Source organism: uncultured Ruminococcus sp. (assembly GCF_946415235.1).
In the GTDB taxonomy this organism is placed as follows: Bacteria; Bacillota; Clostridia; order Oscillospirales; family Ruminococcaceae; genus Ruminococcus.
In genome coordinates, this window is the sequence record NZ_CAMKRR010000006.1 from 37,346 (window position 1) to 53,544 (window position 16,199).

Below are 16,199 nucleotides of genomic sequence, written 5' to 3' on the forward strand. Positions count from 1 at the left end.
CAGCTCGGATCACTCTCATGAGCTTTCCTTTTCCTTGATTATATATTACCACACTTTGTGTGAAAAGTCAATAGAAATAATAGCTCTATCACATATTTTTCATGCAAATCGGCATATATAACAAAGAATCAAGCTATCAACTGTTTAATATCACAATGAATTCTTCATGTAACTTCCTCTTGATTTTTAAGCGATATTAGTGTATAATATAGCTATAAAAAAAGGCTTTCGCCGGATTGGAGAATGATTATGTCAGAAATGAATGAGTATACTCCCGACTTATTTGAGCTTATAGATGAGGAAGGAAACAAAAAACAGTTTGAGCTTTTCGATGCTGCCGAGATCGAAGGCGAACAGTACTATGCAATGCTTCCCGCTGTTGAGGATGAAGATTTCCTTGATTCAGACTGTGATCTTGTTATACTTAAGTCCATCGAAGAAGACGGAGAAGAGATACTTGCATCTATAGATGACGACGATGAATTTGAAATGGTATCGCGTTTCTTCCTTGAACGTCTTGACGACACCATGGATGACTCTTTTGATGATTGAATTTTACCAATTTTTTACCATTTTACATAATTTTGCTATTGATTTTTCCGAATGATTGTGCTATAATATATATAGAAAAGAAAAAGCAAAATTTCTGCCTTGTGCGAGTAATTATAGTTTTTATAATCCAACACATAATTCAAGGGAATTCGTCTCCGTATGTGGACTGCAGACCTCCCGCCCTGCGGAAGAAGGGAGCGAGAAGCATAAGGGCGTTTACCCACCTGCTTAGTGCGGGTTTTATGCACTATATGACGGCAAGGCGGATTTTTATACTCAACGAAAAACGGTCTCCGATTTCGGAGACCGTTTTTTTATTGCTGATAATTATGACTTTGCTTTAAAACCATATCCTTTACTTTCATGAGCGAAGTCGTTGTGCTTCTCTCATTCTCTGAGAGCTTCATGGTTATAAACTTTATGGTCTCCTCATAATCGGGGATCATTATATGTTCAAGTGCGTTTACACGGCGGCGTGTCTTTTCGATCTCGTCAGCCATGAGCTGGCACGACTTTTCTATTTCCGCAAGCCGTATCATTTTCGGAAAGACCGCACTGAGAGAGCTTACCGCACCGTCAAGGTCTATAGATGTGAACGCCATACCGTATGAATAGATATCGTTTGAATCTCCCGAACGATATTTCGTCTTGAATTCGGGGATATAAACGCTCATTACGTTTTTTTCGCTCACCTCAAGCTCTACTTCCTGCTTTGGAAGCATAAGGGCTGTTTCAAGCACCTCACGCTGCATGACAGAGCCTGCAACTGCCATATATCGGTTTGCGTCCTTTATGGCAGCTTCCACCTCTGTACGAAGCTGACGGTTTTCCCTTATAAGGTTCATGAACTGCCTCATAAGTTCATCACGCTTGTCCTTCAGCAGCTTGTGTCCCCTTCTTGCGGAGACAAGCTTCTTTTTTAGCTTGCTGAGCTCCATTCTGGTCGGATTAACATTCAGTCTTGCCAATCAAACCACCTCATTTCTGAGTATCATAATACTTAACGAGGTACTCCTCACGTATTCTTCTGAGCTCGCTCCTCGGGAGCATTCTGAGCAGCTCCCAGCCGATAGCAAGCGTATCTTCGATACTTCTGTTGTTCTCAAAGCCCTGTGAAACATACTTTTTCTCGAATTCATCCGCAAACTTTGCGTATATAAGGTCTGTGGGAGTAAGAGCTGCCTCACCGAGAACGACCATGAGCTCCTTTGCGTCCTTTCCTCTTGCGTATGCAGAGAAAAGCTGATTCATGGTGTCGGAATGATCTGCTCTTGTCTTGCCCTCGCCTATACCCTTATCCTTAAGACGGGAAAGCGACGGAAGTACGTCAACAGGCGGGTTTACTCCCTTTCTGTAGAGCTCACGTGAAAGAATTATCTGTCCCTCTGTGATATATCCCGTAAGGTCAGGGATCGGGTGAGTCTTATCGTCCTCGGGCATCGTAAGGATAGGTATCATGGTGATACTACCCTCTTTGCCGTTCTGACGGCCTGCGCGCTCATATATAGTCGCAAGATCGGTATACATATATCCGGGATAGCCTCTTCTTCCCGGAACCTCCTTACGTGCTGCCGAAACTTCACGAAGTGCGTCGGCATAGTTGGTGATATCCGTAAGGATAACAAGTACGTGCATCCCCTTCTCAAATGCAAGATACTCAGCCGCAGTAAGAGCCATTTTAGGCGTTGCAAGACGCTCGATAGCCGAATCGTTAGCAAGATTTATAAAAAGTACCGTTCTGTCAAGCGAACCTGTGCTCCTGAAGCTCTGTACAAAGTACTCGGATTCCTCAAAGGTGATACCCATTGCAGCGAATACAACAGCAAACTGCTCGTCTTTTCCGCGTACCTTTGCCTGACGTGCTATCTGTGCCGCAAGCTGTGCATGGGGCAGACCACTTGCTGAGAAGATAGGGAGCTTCTGACCTCTTACAAGAGTGTTAAGTCCGTCTATGGCAGAAACACCGGTCTGTATGAACTCCTGAGGATATCTTCTGGCAACGGGATTCATAGGAAGTCCGTTTACGTCAAGGCGCATTTCGGGGATTATCTCGGGACCATCATCAATAGGTCTGCCGAGGCCGTCGAAAACTCGACCCAGCATATCCTCGGATACTCCGAGCTCCATCTGATGACCCGTGAAAACAACGCTGCTGTCCTGCAAGTTTATACCTGCCGCATTCTCAAAAAGCTGAACAAGGGCATTCGTACCGTTTATCTCAAGTACACGGCATCTTCTCTTTTCGCCGTTTTTGAGCCTTATCTCAGCAAGCTCGCCATAGGTTACGTTCTCAACATCCTTTACAAGCAGCAGAGGACCTGCCGCTTCTTCGATGGTTCTGTATTCTCTTGGCATCAGTCTTCCTCCTTGTCAAGCAGCTCATTGAGCTCTGAGGAGATCTCCACTGAGAGCTTTTCAAATTCTGCATCTGTATTTTTTTCTTCGATATACTTGAAACGGCCTATTTTTTCTCTGACCGCAAGATTTGCAACAGCTTCTATATCCGCGCCTTTTTGTATGCTTTCAAAAGCTTCATCATTGAAATTAAGGATTAGCTTCATCATATAAAGCTGCTTTTTCAGGCTCGTATACGTATCCACCTCATGGAAAGCAAGCTGATGCAGGAAGTCCTCACGTATAGAACGTGCTGTTTCCATTTTCAGTCTGTCATTAGGTGAAAGCGCGTCCATACCGACAAGCTTTACTATCTCCTTGAGCTCCGATTCGTCATGGAGTATCTCCATAAAACGCGCTCTGCACTTCATCCAGTCCTTGGATACATTGTTATTGTACCAGTTCGCAAGTGAATCAGCATAGAGAGAATAGCTCGTCAGCCAGTTTATCGCAGGGAAATGTCTCTGATATGCAAGGTTGGAATCAAGTCCCCAGAACACTTTTACGATACGCAGAGTAGCCTGCGAAACAGGCTCGGATATATCACCGCCCGGAGGCGAAACTGCTCCGATAACAGAAAGAGCTCCCTCTCTTCCGTCGGAACCGTTGGATATAACTCTTCCCGCACGCTCATAGAACTGTGCAAGACGGCTTCCGAGGTATGCAGGATAACCTTCGTCACCGGGCATTTCCTCAAGACGTCCCGACATCTCACGGAGAGCCTCAGCCCATCGTGAGGTGGAGTCAGCCATAAGAGCTACGGAATAGCCCATATCACGGTAATACTCCGCAATAGTGATACCTGTATATACCGAAGCCTCACGGGCTGCAACAGGCATATCCGATGTATTTGCAATGAGAACTGTACGTTCCATAAGGGATTTTCCCGTATTAGGGTCAATGAGCTCGGGGAATTCGTTAAGAACGTCCGTCATTTCGTTGCCGCGCTCTCCGCAGCCGATGTATACGATTATGTCTGCCTCTGCCCACTTTGCGAGCTGATGCTGAGTAACAGTCTTGCCGCTTCCGAAAGGTCCGGGGATAGCCGCAACTCCTCCCTTTGCTATCGGGAAAAGACAGTCTACGACTCTCTGACCTGTTACAAGAGGCATATCGGGAGAGAGCTTTTTCTGATAGGGTCTTCCGCGGCGTACAGGCCATTTCTGAATAAGTGAAAGCTCCCTGTCACCTTTTGCGGTCTCAATCACACAAACGGTATCATCTGCATGGAATTCGCCCTCGGATATGGACTTTACGGTTCCTTCAACTCCGTTCGGCACCATTATCCTGTGAAGAACGATGTCTGTCTCGGGAACGGTTCCGATGATATCACCGCCAATGACCTTATCTCCTTTTTTCACTGAAGGAGTGAATTTCCAGAGCGGTTCTCTTTTAAGTGACGGAACTTCAACGCCTCTTTGCAGATTGTTTCCGCAGACCTTTCTGATCTCATCAAGAGGACGCTGTATACCGTCGAAAATGCTTCCGATAAGACCGGGTCCGAGCTCAACGCTCATGGGCTCGCCCGTTGATTCAACGTTCTCGCCTGTTCCGAGACCCGAAGTCTCCTCGTATACCTGTATTGAAGCACGGTCACCGTGCATTTCGATTATCTCGCCTATAAGACGTTTATCACTAACACGGACAACGTCGAACATATTGGCATCTCTCATGCCTTCGGCAACTACAAGAGGTCCTGATATTTTTACGATAGTACCTTTACTGTTCATTTCTGCTTATCCGCCTCTTTCTTAATTTAATATATCTGAACCGACAGCCTTTTCAACTGCCTCGTGGAGCGCTCTCATGCCTTCGCCCGTATTTCCCTCTATTGCAGGGATAAGAACGATGGATGGCAGCTTGCTGCTCCTGTATTTATTTATCGTATCCTTTACAAGTGCCGCAGCAGGTTCTGTAATGTATATCACAGCAAAATCATTGGCTGCAAGTCTTGATATGAGCTTTGTTATCTTTTCGGGTTCAGTCTCACGGAAAACCGAAAGCCCGAGAGCTGCAAAGCCCGAAACACTGGCACTGTCACCGATCACAGCAGCTTTATACATACAGCTTTCTCATCCTTTCCGTGATAGTTTCCTTATCTGCACCGAACTCCTTGCATACGGAAAGTATCCTGATATTCTTGATCTCGGCTTCCTTTGCAATATAATATGCAGCAAGAGGATCCGAACCGAACGCCTGCATCCTTGCAGTTTCGGCAAGCTCCATGATAACGTCATCGCACCACTTTTCATACTTTGCGGCAGAGTCCCTTAGCAATGCTGCCACGCTGCTGTAAGGCGTACCTTCGAGAAATGTAAAAAGGGATTCCGTTCCGCCAAGTGCAGCTTTGAGGAGCGGCTCCTTTTCGAGGTCGCTGCTTCCGCAGATAGCGTTTTCCATAAACTGTGCCGACTTGTTCAGTATACTGCATCTGTAGGCAGTCTTTATATCCGCACAGGCTGTAACAAGCTGAGAGTACTTCTGCATAAACTCGCTCCCGAAATCAGCTGCGCTCTTCTGCATTGCCTGCATAGACGCCTTGTCTATCAGAGAATCCGAAAGCTGGCCGTCAAGGGTATTGGTCACCAGCTCATAGGCTTCCTCGGCAGCTTTCCGCATATACTCCGGCAAAAGGCTGTAATCCTTTTTGCTTATAGCTTCAGTGAGCACGGAAAGCTCCACATTAGACGGTGAGATATAATAATCTGACGGGTCTCTGTTCGATATCACAGCTTTCAGGACAGCTTTCAGATTATGGAAATCGTTCTTATAAAGAAGTATTTCGAGCTCTTTGCAGTCAGGAGCATATTCATGGAGCATCTCCCATACAGAGACCAGTGTCTCACCGCTTGAAGAACCGACCTTTGAAGCTATGACAGCCTCCATCTCAGCTCTGCTCTTTGAGTTTATAAGCTGGTCGATATCATTTTTCGAGAGAAGAGTGTTCTCCATAGCTCTTACAGCTCCGACAGCATTTGCATACTTTGTTCCGCTCATAGTATCACCTACCCGAACAGCACTCTTGCAGCCGTGTCACGCACAGCTTCTTTTTCGGATTCTATTATGGAACAGAAGCTGCAATTCTCTGATATCAGTCCGTATGTGAGAATAAAGCCGTCCTCGATATCGGCAGCTTCTTTTGATACCGTGATCTCTCCGCCCTTTTTCTTTGCAAGCTCATTCAGCTTGCTTTCATAATCGGCTGGAAGTCTCGAAAGGTCCTTGCCCCCGAAAGAGATCACTCCCTTATCTGCCCTGATATGGCGTTCTGCAAGTTTGGTCATAAGCTCAAAGTACTCTTTATCCGAAAGCGACCTGAGCTTGCTCACGGTTTTTTCAACAGCCTGATCTATAAGCTCCACCTTGCAGGCAAGTATTCGGCGCTTCATTGCAGCATCTGCAGAATTGCAGGAATTTTCAAAGTCCTTTTCCGCCTGAGCAGTGGATCTGTTCATGAAATCTTCGTATGCCTTCTGCGCTTTCTTGTCACCCTCTGCTTTTATTGCGTTTGCTTTGCTTACAGCTGCTTTTATAAGAGAATCTTCTGTCTGTTTCTGCTGAGCGTCAATGAGGTTAAGGATCTCGTCAAGTCCTGACATATCTCCACCTCCATTATACACTGATCTTCATTATTATAAGTACTGATACAAGAAGTGCAAGGATAGCATAGGTCTCGACCATAGCAGCCATGATGATAGCCTTGCCGTTATGCTCGGGCTTCTTTGCGGTAATGCTTACACCTGCCGCAGCAGCTCTTCCCTGCATGATACCCGAGATGAGACCAACAACTGCTATAGGGAGAGAAGCTGCAAGAAATGCAAGACCCTGCTGTACAGTAAGTTCAGCTGCATTTCCGCTGAGTACATTTGTACGGATAAGGATGAACATTGCAGCGATAAGTCCGTAAAGTCCCTGAGTACCCGGAAGGAGCTCAAGAAGAAGGACCTTGCTGAATTTTGAAGGATCGACAGAAACAACTCCTGAAGCCGCTTCACCTACAAGGCTTACTCCCTTTGCAGAACCTATTCCTGCAAGAAGTGCTGCAAGCGCAGCTCCTATTAAAGCTAATACTAATCCGTTAGTCATTTGAATTTTCCTCCTTGAATTTTATATACTTTGTATTTACCGTAAGCGGTGAGAATTCACGTCCGCCTCCGGTATAGAATTTACTGAAAAGCTCAACGAACTGAAGTCTGTCCGTATGGACATATGCACCAAGCAGATTTATCGCAAGGTTCGCTATATGACCTACCACAAATACAATTATCAGTACAATAAGCTTTACTATTTTGTTCTCGGGCATCGTGCCGATAAGGTTTATAACGCTCGCTATGGAACCTGTTGCAAGTCCGAGAGCAAGCAGACGGGAATAGGAAAGTATGTCTCCGAAATAGCCTGTAGCCGTATTATACAGCGCATACAGACCGCCAAAGAACTTTCCGAATACTGATTTTGAAGTCCTTCCCGCAGTAAGTACAAGGATTATCACGCCTGCGATAAGCATATACAATCCTATCGTGCTGAGCGCCTCCGGGACCGTCACGAACATTCCCGCACCCACAGGTGCTATGCCAAGTACTATAAGATATATCGGCAGTGCGTCCAATACTGCATCAAGCTTTTTGCCTGTATCCCATGTCATCTTGAACGCGACAGCCACACCGAGCAAAAGATGCAGTATTCCGAGTCCGAAGGATACCAGCAGCAGCTTTACAGGATCCGTAATAGGCTCAAACCATAAGGCAGTGCTGCCTATCTCCTTATCAAAGAACTCCCTCGCAACTACCTGTACGATATCTCCGAACCAGCTTCCGAAAAGAGCTCCCCAGAATATAGTGGATACGCCGCAGTTTCGGAACATAGTCAGCGTCTTCTTCATAGTGGTCTCAAGCTTGAATTTCCTGAGCGCTATGGTAGTTCCTATTACCATAAGAAGTCCGTAGCCTGCATCGGAAAGCATCATTCCGAAGAAAAGATAATAGAAAAACGACATTATGGGAGTAGGATCAATATCGCCCTTTCCCGGCATTGCGTACATTTTTGTTATCTCTTCTATAGGCGTTGAAAATCTGCTGTTTTCAAGCAGAACAGGTACATCATCGTCGTCTGACGGATCGGTGAATGTTATCGCAGCAGTATATTTGGCTTCTATTTCGTTTTTTAGGCTATCCGCATACTTTTCGGGAATATAGCCGTTAAGAACAAAAGTGTTCTCGGTAAAGCCAAGGTCGCTCAGGGCGTCGTACTTTTCCTTTCTCATTTGCAGGTAATCTATGACAAATCTGAGCTTCTGCCTGTTTTCCGCAAGCTTTGTGATATTCTCCTTAGCTTTTTCAGACTCATCGTTAAGATTGTCTATCTCGGCAGTGTATTCCGCAATAAGCTCCTTCGGAGTCATGCTCTCGGGCTCGGAAACATGAGCAAAAGCAAGCCTGCGGAGTATATCCTCCGCTTCATCATAAACATCCTTGCTGCAAATGATGAATACATTTGTCTGATCCTTAGTCGAGCTTATTACCTCAACACTGCAATTCTCGGGAAGCTTTTCCTCAAGCTCCTCAGAAGCTGTCAGATAAGGCAGGGTTCCGATAAACGCTGAGGTCGTTGCAGTACCTTTGAAATTCAAAGGAACGTCAAGGTTCTTCCAGCGCTCGAGCATATCACACTTTATTTGCAGCTGGGATGCCGAATTTGCAGAATCGGTAATATAACGCTGATTTTTTATTATCTCGCCGGCAGCTCCCATGACCTGTTCCATATGCATGGCTTCTTTTCCGAATTCATGCTTTTCGACCTCGGTCCTTCCGCCGAGAAGGTCGTTTAAGGAAGCTTTCTCAGGAGCATAATTGTCAATTATCTCCAGTGCCTGCGCCGCTGTATTTCTGAACTTGTCAAACTCACCCACAACAGCAGTGACATTGGTATTTTCAAGCTCCTCGTCGTTGTTTTCCGTTATCTCAACAACACCGCGGCGCTGAAGGAGCTCAATTATCTTCTTGCTGTCTGTCAGCATAGCTATGAGCTCTATCTTCTTCATTTTTAACTTCGCCATTTATTGCATCACTCTCCTTTACAAGGTCGGATCTCAGAAATAGCGTTCGATTATCTCGTCAACAGCCCTGTTCATGTTTTTTTCGGCCTGCTGTCTTATACTGTCAATCTTTTTCTGACATTCAGCTTCGGCGCTTTTACTGTATTCCTCAAGCTTTTTATCATAATCCGATTTAAGCTTTGATAGCTCCGAATGTGCATCACTCAGCCTTTTCTGTACAGCAAGCTGCGACTTGCCCGAAGCGGAATTAATTATTTCGTCTCGCTGCCTGCGGGCTTCTGCATTCTTTTTATCAGAAAGAGCTTCGGCTTCAAGGATCTTCTTTACAGCTTCCGATGCCATAGATACGCCTCCTTAAAAATGACCATCGGTCATTTGATGATCTAATTATAGCATTTCCTCTTCAAATAGTCAATAGCTATATAGTTAATAAAGCCTAACAAAAAGACATAGGGAGCTAACCTACAGACAGCTCCCTACAAAATTATTAAACCTACAGTTAATATTATACTCCTTTTTAAGAAAAAAGTCAATAAAAATCTTCGAAATATTTTGATTTTTTAGTATGATCAAACACCAAATATCTCATATTCCCCTGTTTTTAGAGAAATAGACTTATAATCGCCTTTTTCAAGAGTATTCTCCCGTGCGTTAATATACGCATTCAGTATCGCACGGCTCATATTCGTGATATCGGTGCGCTTTACAGCTTCCTCAGGAGTAAGCAGCAGTACCTCACTGTTTTCGTACCCATCGGAATGAGGCTCGCCCGAAATATATTTAAGGCGGAACACTATTATCCACTGTTCTGCACGGAACTGCACGGCAAAAACCGACTCTGCCGCTGCATTGACGCCTGTTTCTTCGAACAATTCCCTTTTGACGGCGTCTGACGGAAGCTCGCCTTCCTTTACATATCCGCCGGGAATAAGTATACGCTCCTTTGCGGGACCATATGTGTGCCTTACAAAGAGTATCTTACCGCCGATATCAACGATACCGCATACAGCGTAAAAGCGATTACTCATCTTCTTTTTTCACTACACTTATGCCGAGCACTTCAAGGCTTTCATCATCAACGGAAGAAGGACATTCTGACATAAGCTCACTTGCGTTCTGTACCTTCGGGAATGCGGTTACGTCTCTCAGACTGTCAGCCTTGCACATTATCATTGCAAGACGGTCAAGACCGATTCCCATACCACCGTGAGGCGGAGCGCCATAGCGGTAAGCATCAACAAGGAAGCCGAACTTTGCCTGTATCTCTTCGTCAGTCATACCAAGAGCTTCAAACATCTTCTGCTGGAGCTCAAAATCGGTTATACGCATAGAGCCGCTTGAAAGCTCTGTTCCGTTAAGGACGAGATCCCATGCCTTTGCGCGTACATTGGCAGGATCGGTATCAAGGTACCCGAGGCACTCTTCCATAGGCATAGTAAACGGATGATGTGCAGCTACCCACGTGTTGTTCTCATCGTCATGCTCAAAGAACGGCATTTCCGTGATCCAGAGGAAATTATACTGATCCTCGGGGATAACTTCCATTCTCTTTCCGCAGATAAGTCTGATCGCACCGAGAGTTGCAAGTACGGTCTTGGTCTTGTCTGCACAGATAAGCACAAGGTCTCCCTCATGTGCATCAACAGCAGCGCATATCTTTTCAAGCTCGCCGTCAGCAATGAACTTCTTGAACGAACAGTTAGGCTCGTCTGCCCAGCGGATGTATGCAAGTCCCTTTGCACCTATTCCCTTTGCGTGTTCAACGAGCTTGTCGATCTCCTTGCGAGTATAAGTCGCAGCGCCGTTCTTTACGTTGATTGCACGTACAGAACCGCCCTCCTCGATGGCATTTCTGAACACAACAAAGTCGATATCCTTTACAGTGTCTGTGATATCCTGTATCTCAAATCCGAAACGTGTATCCGGCTTGTCCGAGCCGTAACGGTTCATAGCGTCTGCAAATGTAAGTCTCTGAAGAGGAAGCTGAACATCAACATTTATTACTTCCTTGAAAACTCTCTTGATAAAGCCTTCAACGCACTCCTGAATATCCTCTGCGTCAACAAATGACATCTCAAGGTCTATCTGAGTAAATTCAGGCTGTCGGTCAGCTCTCAGATCCTCGTCACGGAAGCAGCGTGCAAGCTGTATGTATCTGTCATATCCCGATACCATAAGGAGCTGCTTATAGATTTGCGGAGACTGAGGAAGAGCGTAGAACTTGCCCTGATGAACTCTCGAAGGGATAAGGTAGTCTCTTGCGCCCTCGGGAGTCGATTTCATCATCATGGGAGTTTCTATCTCAAGGAAACCGTTTTCGTAGAAATACTCACGTGTTACCTTTGCGATCTCATGACGCATAATGATATTCTGCTGGAGCGGTGCGCGTCTGAGATCGAGATAACGGTACTTCAGACGAAGCTCGTCATTAACCTTTGTTTCGTTAACGATCTCAAAAGGAGGAGTCTGAGCCTTTGCAAGTATCCTTAAATCCGTTACGAATATCTCAACATTGCCTGTTTTCAGCTTGTCGTTCTTGCTTTCACGCTCGCGTACCTCGCCCTTTGCCATAAGAACGTACTCGCTCTTGCATGAAGCTGCCTTTTCAAACAGTTCACGGTCAGTCTCGTCGTTAAAGAGCAGCTGAACAACGCCTGTTCTGTCTCTGAGAACTATGAATATAACGCCGCCTTTATCTCTTATCCTGTCTACAAATCCGCCTACTACGACTTCTTTTCCAGCTTCGGTCACTTCTCCGCAGTAATGTGTGCGCTTGAGACCTTTCATACTGTCTGCCATTTTTATTTGTCCTCCCCTGTGAATGAAAATAATGAACCTGACTCGTCATCCATTGTATCGAGCATTTTATTAAAGTATTCGTTCTCAAAATTAGCGGTGAATTTATCATTAAGGAGGAGTTCAATCTCCTTTCCGCTTTCCATTTCCTTAAGCTTTGCCTTTCCGCATTCAAGCTCGTTATCGCCGAGTACCATTGTGTAAACAGCGCCTATCTTGTTTGCGTACTTCATCTGAGCCTTTATCCCTCTGCCCATAAGATCGTATTCGGCACGGTAGCCGAACTCACGAAGTCCCTTGACAAGCTCCATAGCCTTGACCAGTGAAGCTTCGCCCATTGTAGCGAAATATATATCGCAGGTCTTGGGAGTGAGATAATCGCAGCCCTGCTTGTCCATAACGAGCAGAAGTCTCTCAAATCCCATACCAAAGCCAAGAGCGGGGACGTGCTGTCCGCCCAGCTGTTCGATAAGGCCGTCATATCTGCCGCCTGCACAAACAGTTCCCTGTGCGCCGATCTCTGTCGTGATAAACTCAAATACGGACTTTGTATAATAATCAAGTCCGCGAACTATCTTCGGATCGACAATATACTCTATATCAAAGCCTGTAAGATACTTTTTAAACGCTTCAAAATGCTCCCTGCATTCATCACACAGATAATCGAGTATGAGCGGAGCATCCTTGCCGATCCCCTTGCATATGGGGCTCTTGCAGTCAAGAAGCCTCATTGGATTCTTGACAAGTCTTTCCTTGCAGGTATCACAGAGCTCTTCCTTATGCGGCTCAAAATAAGCACGGAGAGCCTCATGATACTTTGCACGGCATGACGGGCATCCGATAGAGTTTATGTGGAGCTCTATATTCTTAAGTCCCAGCCTGTCGAGGATGGTCTTTGCAAGAAGTATCACCTCTGCATCTGCGGAGGGTGCGGGACTTCCTGCCATTTCAACGCCGAACTGGTGGAACTCGCGAAGTCTTCCTGCCTGCGGACGCTCATGACGGAAGCATGAGAGCATATAGTATACCTTCTGTGGCAGTGCCTCGTTCAAAAGGCCGTTCTGGAGCATTGCGCGTATAGTGCCTGCCGTACCCTCGGGACGGAGAGTAAATTCGGTCTCCTTGGCCTTGACGGTGTACATTTCCTTCTGAACTACATCAGTTGTTTCACCGACAGAACGAAGGAAAAGATCCGTATTTTCAAAGGTTGGTATCCTGATCTCGGAAAATCCGAAGCTTTCGGCGGTCTCACGGGCTATTTTTTCAATAGTGTGCCATTTGTAGACATCCTTCGGCAGAACGTCCTCTGTTCCGTTGGGGCGTTTGATATTAATTGCCATATATTTCAAGCCTTTCCTGTTTGTTTTTACATGAAAATTGTCCCTTTGAAAGGGACAATTGAAGTTTTAGATACTCGGATTACCGACTTCACGCCAATCGAGATCGCCTCTTTCGAGAGCAAGGATGAGCGCTTCTGCGGTAGCGATGTTTGTTGCAACAGGCACGTTATGAACATCACAGAGTCTGAGAAGATTCATGCCGTGAACGTCTGCTGCCTTTGGATTTATAGGATCGCGGAAGAAGAGAAGAACGTCAACTTCATTGCATGAAAGGAGTGCAAGTATCTGCTCTGCTCCTCCCTGACCGCTGAGATACCTCTTGATAGGGAGCCCTGTAGCTTCACTTACCTGCTTGCCTGTTGTATTTGTAGCAATAAGAGTATGCTTTGAGAGGATTCCGCAGTAAGCGCTGCAGAATTGTACCATAAGCTCTTTTTTCGCATCATGTGCTATAATTGCGATTTTCATTTTTATACCCTTTCCCCGCTGAGCGGAATATATTTCATGTTTTTATACAGTTTTTACTGTGAGCGGAACAAATTCTCCGCCAAGACGTTTTGAGATAGCATCGAAAGCCCTGAGAGCTTCGCTGTCGGTAGGGATCGGATTACCCTTTCCTGTAGCTACCGTCATTTTGAAGTCATCGGGAATTACTCCGATAAGCTGAACTCCGACCTTATCAATGATCTCATCGAGATTCGAGATAAGCTCCGCGCCAATTATTTTTTTGCTTATCTTATTGATTATAAGACGCTGGCTCTTGTTTCCCCTGTTATAGAACTCGTCAGACATCAGACTTGCGTCTCTGATACAAACAGGATCGGGAGTGGATATCACAAGTATAAGGTTTGCCTGTTCAACGATATCGAATACGTGCGAGTTGATACCTGCGCCTGTATCGATAATGATATACTCGAAATATTTCTTTACAGAACGGCATATCTCTACGATCTGCTCGGCACTTACAGCGGTAAGTGTCTTGGGGGCGCAGAGGATATTAAGGTTTGAAGCCATAGGTATCTGTGCAACGGCTTCAAGGGCAGTCTTTTTCCCGCTGAGAACATCGCCGAGATCATATCTGATATTATCTTCGACACCGAAAATGATATCGAGACACCTCAAGCCGAAATCCAGCTCGATAATGAGCGTTCTGTGTCCCTGTTTTGCAAGAGTATAGCCAATTCCTGCACAGACGGTAGATTTACCGGTTCCGCCTTTTCCTGAAGTAACAGCAATTATTTTAGACATTTTGATTCCTTTCCGATATCCGAAAGCCAGAGCAGCACAGCTGCACAGAGGGCGCGGAAGTCTTATAATTACTTATAATATTAATCCTATTGTACATTATAACACACAATCTACTAAAAGTCAAAGCCATTTTTAAAGCAAAATATAAAATTGTGCAAAAAGGACTTTTTATCAGTCGTTGATTATGCATTGTTCACAAATAATTGTTAAGTTCATCGATAATTTTATTTATTGTTTTCTCAACATTGCAGCCGTTCTCATCTATGATGATATCGGAATATTTCTCGTATAAAGGCATTCTTTCCCTGTACAGACCGCTTAGAGACTGTCCGTCTTTAATGACTACTCCCCTGTTTTTGATATTTCCGAGTCTGTATTTAAGCTTGCCGTAATCCAGCTTGAGATAAACGATGATGCCGTTTTCTGAGAGATTTTTCATAGCGCCGCCGCCGTAAACGACGCTTCCGCCCGTAGCAATAACAGCTTTTTCAGCTTTCAGGCTGCTCAGAATATGATTTTCGGTCTGTATGAAGCCGTTTATACCCTTCTCTTCAATTATTTCCTTCAGCAGCTTATTTTCATGCTCCTGAATAACAATATCAGTATCAATAAATCTGTAGCCCAGAAGCTTTGCAAGGATAACTCCCACGGTACTTTTCCCGACGCCCGGCATACCGATCAGAATAATATTTTTATCCATATCGTTTACCTCTTTTTCATTACCCTTATATTTTAACTCAATTTGTGCAAAATGTCAATAGATAATTCAGCCATATATTGCTATATTATTTTTTGTACACTGATTATTGACAATTATTGATGGATATGATAACATAATTTCACAAGGAGAGATGCTATGAACAGAAGTCCGTTCAAATATTCCGATGATAACAAGCGTTATCACACACTTAACTATTATAATAAGTCGCATTACAGCGAAAAAATATATAAAGCCGTTCTTGACTGCGGTTTTTCATGTCCTAATATCGACGGTACAAAGGGAACAGGAGGCTGCATATTCTGCGACGGCGGAAGCGGCTACTTCACACACGGAGGCTTGGATATCACATCGCAGCTCATGAAGGAAACGGACAGGATATGCGGCAAATACGGAGAACATGCCAGATTTACCGCTTATTTTCAGGCAAACACCAACACCTACGCTCCCGTTGATGTGCTTAAAAGGCTTTATTACTCCGTTCTTGATTTTCCGAATGTATGCGGAATTTCCATCGGAACTCGAGCTGACTGCCTTTCCGATGAAATAGTGGGATTACTTGAGGAATTGAACTCAAAAACCGATCTTACCGTTGAACTCGGTATGCAGAGCTGCCACGAAAGTACATTAAAGCTCATAAACCGCTGCTATTCTCACGAAGAGTTCTGCGAGGGCTTTTACAGACTGAGATCAGGCGGGATACGCACCTGTATACATATTATCAATGGGCTTCCTAATGAAACTCCCGAAATGATGATAAGAACAGCAGAAGAAGCCGCAAGACTTGCTCCCGAAGCGGTAAAGCTCCAGATGCTTCACGTTATAAAAGGAACAGTTCTTGCCGATATGTATGGGAAAAAAGAGTTCCGTCTCCTTGAACGCAGCGAATACATTGATATTATCGTAAAACAGCTCGAACTTCTGCCGCCCGAAACAGTCATAGAGCGTATCACGGGCGACGGAGACAAATCAAAGCTCATAGCTCCCATGTGGAGCGCAGACAAGATCGCGGTCCTCGGCGGCATAGACAAAAGACTCGCCGAGCTTGATACATGGCAGGGCAGATCATACAGCAAAAGGGCGTGAAAAGCAGATAGCT

At 45.1% G+C, this 16,199-nt stretch carries 17 protein-coding genes and 1 other RNA gene; 3 read left to right on the plus strand and 15 right to left on the minus strand.

The annotated features are described in order from the left end of the window. The first annotated feature begins 249 nt into the window (after positions 1-249). Both Q0R37_RS02980 and ssrS read left to right on the plus strand, forming a co-directional pair. Positions 250-552, plus strand: coding sequence for a DUF1292 domain-containing protein (locus Q0R37_RS02980; protein WP_294750975.1), 303 nt, complete (start codon positions 250-252; stop codon positions 550-552). 88 nt (positions 553-640) lie between these two features. Next, a non-coding RNA gene (gene ssrS, locus Q0R37_RS02985) (6S RNA) lies at positions 641-825 on the plus strand. Between the two features lie 41 nt (positions 826-866). On the opposite strand, the gene Q0R37_RS02990 is transcribed toward ssrS, so the two are convergent. The 15 genes from Q0R37_RS02990 to Q0R37_RS03060 all read right to left on the minus strand — a co-directional run bounded on the left by Q0R37_RS02990 (position 867) and on the right by Q0R37_RS03060 (position 15,082). Then, a complete protein-coding gene (locus Q0R37_RS02990) occupies positions 867-1,520 on the minus strand; it encodes a V-type ATP synthase subunit D (protein WP_294750977.1) in 654 nt (217 codons plus the stop codon). A gap of 10 nt (positions 1,521-1,530) precedes the next feature. Beyond that, the gene (locus Q0R37_RS02995) at positions 1,531-2,907 is read right to left on the minus strand and encodes a V-type ATP synthase subunit B (RefSeq protein ID WP_294750980.1); all 1,377 of its coding nucleotides are present in this window, start codon (positions 2,905-2,907) and stop codon (positions 1,531-1,533) included. After that, positions 2,907-4,676, minus strand: coding sequence for a V-type ATP synthase subunit A (locus Q0R37_RS03000; protein ID WP_294750983.1), 1,770 nt, complete (start codon positions 4,674-4,676; stop codon positions 2,907-2,909). Before Q0R37_RS03000 ends, Q0R37_RS02995 begins: the two co-directional genes overlap by 1 nt. 21 nt (positions 4,677-4,697) lie before the next feature. Continuing rightward, entirely contained in the window at positions 4,698-5,009 is a 312-nt protein-coding gene (locus Q0R37_RS03005) for a V-type ATP synthase subunit F (protein ID WP_294750985.1), read from the minus strand. Continuing rightward, complete coding sequence (locus Q0R37_RS03010) at positions 5,002-5,943, minus strand: V-type ATPase subunit (RefSeq protein ID WP_294750988.1); 942 nt, start codon at positions 5,941-5,943, stop codon at positions 5,002-5,004. The genes Q0R37_RS03005 and Q0R37_RS03010 overlap by 8 nt, the downstream gene beginning before the upstream one ends. 8 nt (positions 5,944-5,951) lie before the next feature. After that, on the minus strand, positions 5,952-6,545 hold the full coding sequence (locus Q0R37_RS03015) for a H(+)-transporting ATPase (RefSeq protein WP_294750991.1): 594 nt from the start codon (positions 6,543-6,545) through the stop codon (positions 5,952-5,954). 13 nt (positions 6,546-6,558) lie between these two features. Beyond that, positions 6,559-7,032 carry a V-type ATP synthase subunit K gene (locus tag Q0R37_RS03020; protein ID WP_294750994.1) on the minus strand — a complete coding sequence of 158 codons (474 nt, stop codon included), beginning with the start codon at positions 7,030-7,032 and terminating at the stop codon, positions 6,559-6,561. Next, positions 7,025-8,998: a V-type ATP synthase subunit I gene (locus tag Q0R37_RS03025; RefSeq protein WP_294750997.1), complete on the minus strand. Its 1,974-nt coding sequence runs from the start codon at positions 8,996-8,998 to the stop codon at positions 7,025-7,027. Before Q0R37_RS03025 ends, Q0R37_RS03020 begins: the two co-directional genes overlap by 8 nt. A gap of 33 nt (positions 8,999-9,031) precedes the next feature. Beyond that, positions 9,032-9,340 (minus strand): hypothetical protein, encoded by a 309-nt coding sequence (locus Q0R37_RS03030; RefSeq protein ID WP_294751000.1) that lies wholly within the window; start codon positions 9,338-9,340, stop codon positions 9,032-9,034. Between the two features lie 227 nt (positions 9,341-9,567). Then, positions 9,568-10,026, minus strand: a complete 459-nt coding sequence (locus Q0R37_RS03035) for an NUDIX hydrolase (RefSeq protein WP_294751003.1) — start codon at positions 10,024-10,026, stop codon at positions 9,568-9,570. Next, complete coding sequence (aspS, locus tag Q0R37_RS03040; RefSeq protein WP_294751006.1) at positions 10,019-11,797, minus strand: aspartate--tRNA ligase; 1,779 nt, start codon at positions 11,795-11,797, stop codon at positions 10,019-10,021. Before aspS ends, Q0R37_RS03035 begins: the two co-directional genes overlap by 8 nt. A gap of 2 nt (positions 11,798-11,799) precedes the next feature. After that, a complete protein-coding gene (gene hisS, locus Q0R37_RS03045; protein ID WP_294751008.1) occupies positions 11,800-13,134 on the minus strand; it encodes a histidine--tRNA ligase in 1,335 nt (444 codons plus the stop codon). 66 nt (positions 13,135-13,200) lie between these two features. After that, positions 13,201-13,602, minus strand: coding sequence for a methylglyoxal synthase (locus Q0R37_RS03050; protein WP_009984662.1), 402 nt, complete (start codon positions 13,600-13,602; stop codon positions 13,201-13,203). Between the two features lie 42 nt (positions 13,603-13,644). Beyond that, a complete protein-coding gene (locus Q0R37_RS03055) occupies positions 13,645-14,382 on the minus strand; it encodes an AAA family ATPase (RefSeq protein WP_294751012.1) in 738 nt (245 codons plus the stop codon). A gap of 193 nt (positions 14,383-14,575) precedes the next feature. Then, positions 14,576-15,082 (minus strand): shikimate kinase, encoded by a 507-nt coding sequence (locus tag Q0R37_RS03060; RefSeq protein WP_294751015.1) that lies wholly within the window; start codon positions 15,080-15,082, stop codon positions 14,576-14,578. 156 nt (positions 15,083-15,238) lie between these two features. On the opposite strand from Q0R37_RS03060, the gene Q0R37_RS03065 reads away from it, so the two are divergent. Beyond that, positions 15,239-16,186 carry a TIGR01212 family radical SAM protein gene (locus Q0R37_RS03065; RefSeq protein ID WP_294751018.1) on the plus strand — a complete coding sequence of 316 codons (948 nt, stop codon included), beginning with the start codon at positions 15,239-15,241 and terminating at the stop codon, positions 16,184-16,186. Positions 16,187-16,199: the final 13 nt, after the last annotated feature.

Coding starts and splice junctions, on each gene's coding strand:
- Q0R37_RS02980 (WP_294750975.1), top strand. CDS start 250: ATGTCAGAAATGAATGAGTATACTCCCGACTTATTTGAGCTTATAGAT.
- Q0R37_RS02995 (WP_294750980.1), bottom strand. CDS start 2,907: ATGCCAAGAGAATACAGAACCATCGAAGAAGCGGCAGGTCCTCTGCTG.
- Q0R37_RS03000 (WP_294750983.1), bottom strand. CDS start 4,676: ATGAACAGTAAAGGTACTATCGTAAAAATATCAGGACCTCTTGTAGTT.
- Q0R37_RS03005 (WP_294750985.1), bottom strand. CDS start 5,009: ATGTATAAAGCTGCTGTGATCGGTGACAGTGCCAGTGTTTCGGGCTTT.
- Q0R37_RS03010 (WP_294750988.1), bottom strand. CDS start 5,943: ATGAGCGGAACAAAGTATGCAAATGCTGTCGGAGCTGTAAGAGCTATG.
- Q0R37_RS03015 (WP_294750991.1), bottom strand. CDS start 6,545: ATGTCAGGACTTGACGAGATCCTTAACCTCATTGACGCTCAGCAGAAA.
- Q0R37_RS03020 (WP_294750994.1), bottom strand. CDS start 7,032: ATGACTAACGGATTAGTATTAGCTTTAATAGGAGCTGCGCTTGCAGCA.
- Q0R37_RS03025 (WP_294750997.1), bottom strand. CDS start 8,998: ATGGCGAAGTTAAAAATGAAGAAGATAGAGCTCATAGCTATGCTGACA.
- Q0R37_RS03030 (WP_294751000.1), bottom strand. CDS start 9,340: ATGGCATCGGAAGCTGTAAAGAAGATCCTTGAAGCCGAAGCTCTTTCT.
- Q0R37_RS03035 (WP_294751003.1), bottom strand. CDS start 10,026: ATGAGTAATCGCTTTTACGCTGTATGCGGTATCGTTGATATCGGCGGT.
- aspS (WP_294751006.1), bottom strand. CDS start 11,797: ATGGCAGACAGTATGAAAGGTCTCAAGCGCACACATTACTGCGGAGAA.
- hisS (WP_294751008.1), bottom strand. CDS start 13,134: ATGGCAATTAATATCAAACGCCCCAACGGAACAGAGGACGTTCTGCCG.
- Q0R37_RS03050 (WP_009984662.1), bottom strand. CDS start 13,602: ATGAAAATCGCAATTATAGCACATGATGCGAAAAAAGAGCTTATGGTA.
- Q0R37_RS03055 (WP_294751012.1), bottom strand. CDS start 14,382: ATGTCTAAAATAATTGCTGTTACTTCAGGAAAAGGCGGAACCGGTAAA.
- Q0R37_RS03060 (WP_294751015.1), bottom strand. CDS start 15,082: ATGGATAAAAATATTATTCTGATCGGTATGCCGGGCGTCGGGAAAAGT.
- Q0R37_RS03065 (WP_294751018.1), top strand. CDS start 15,239: ATGAACAGAAGTCCGTTCAAATATTCCGATGATAACAAGCGTTATCAC.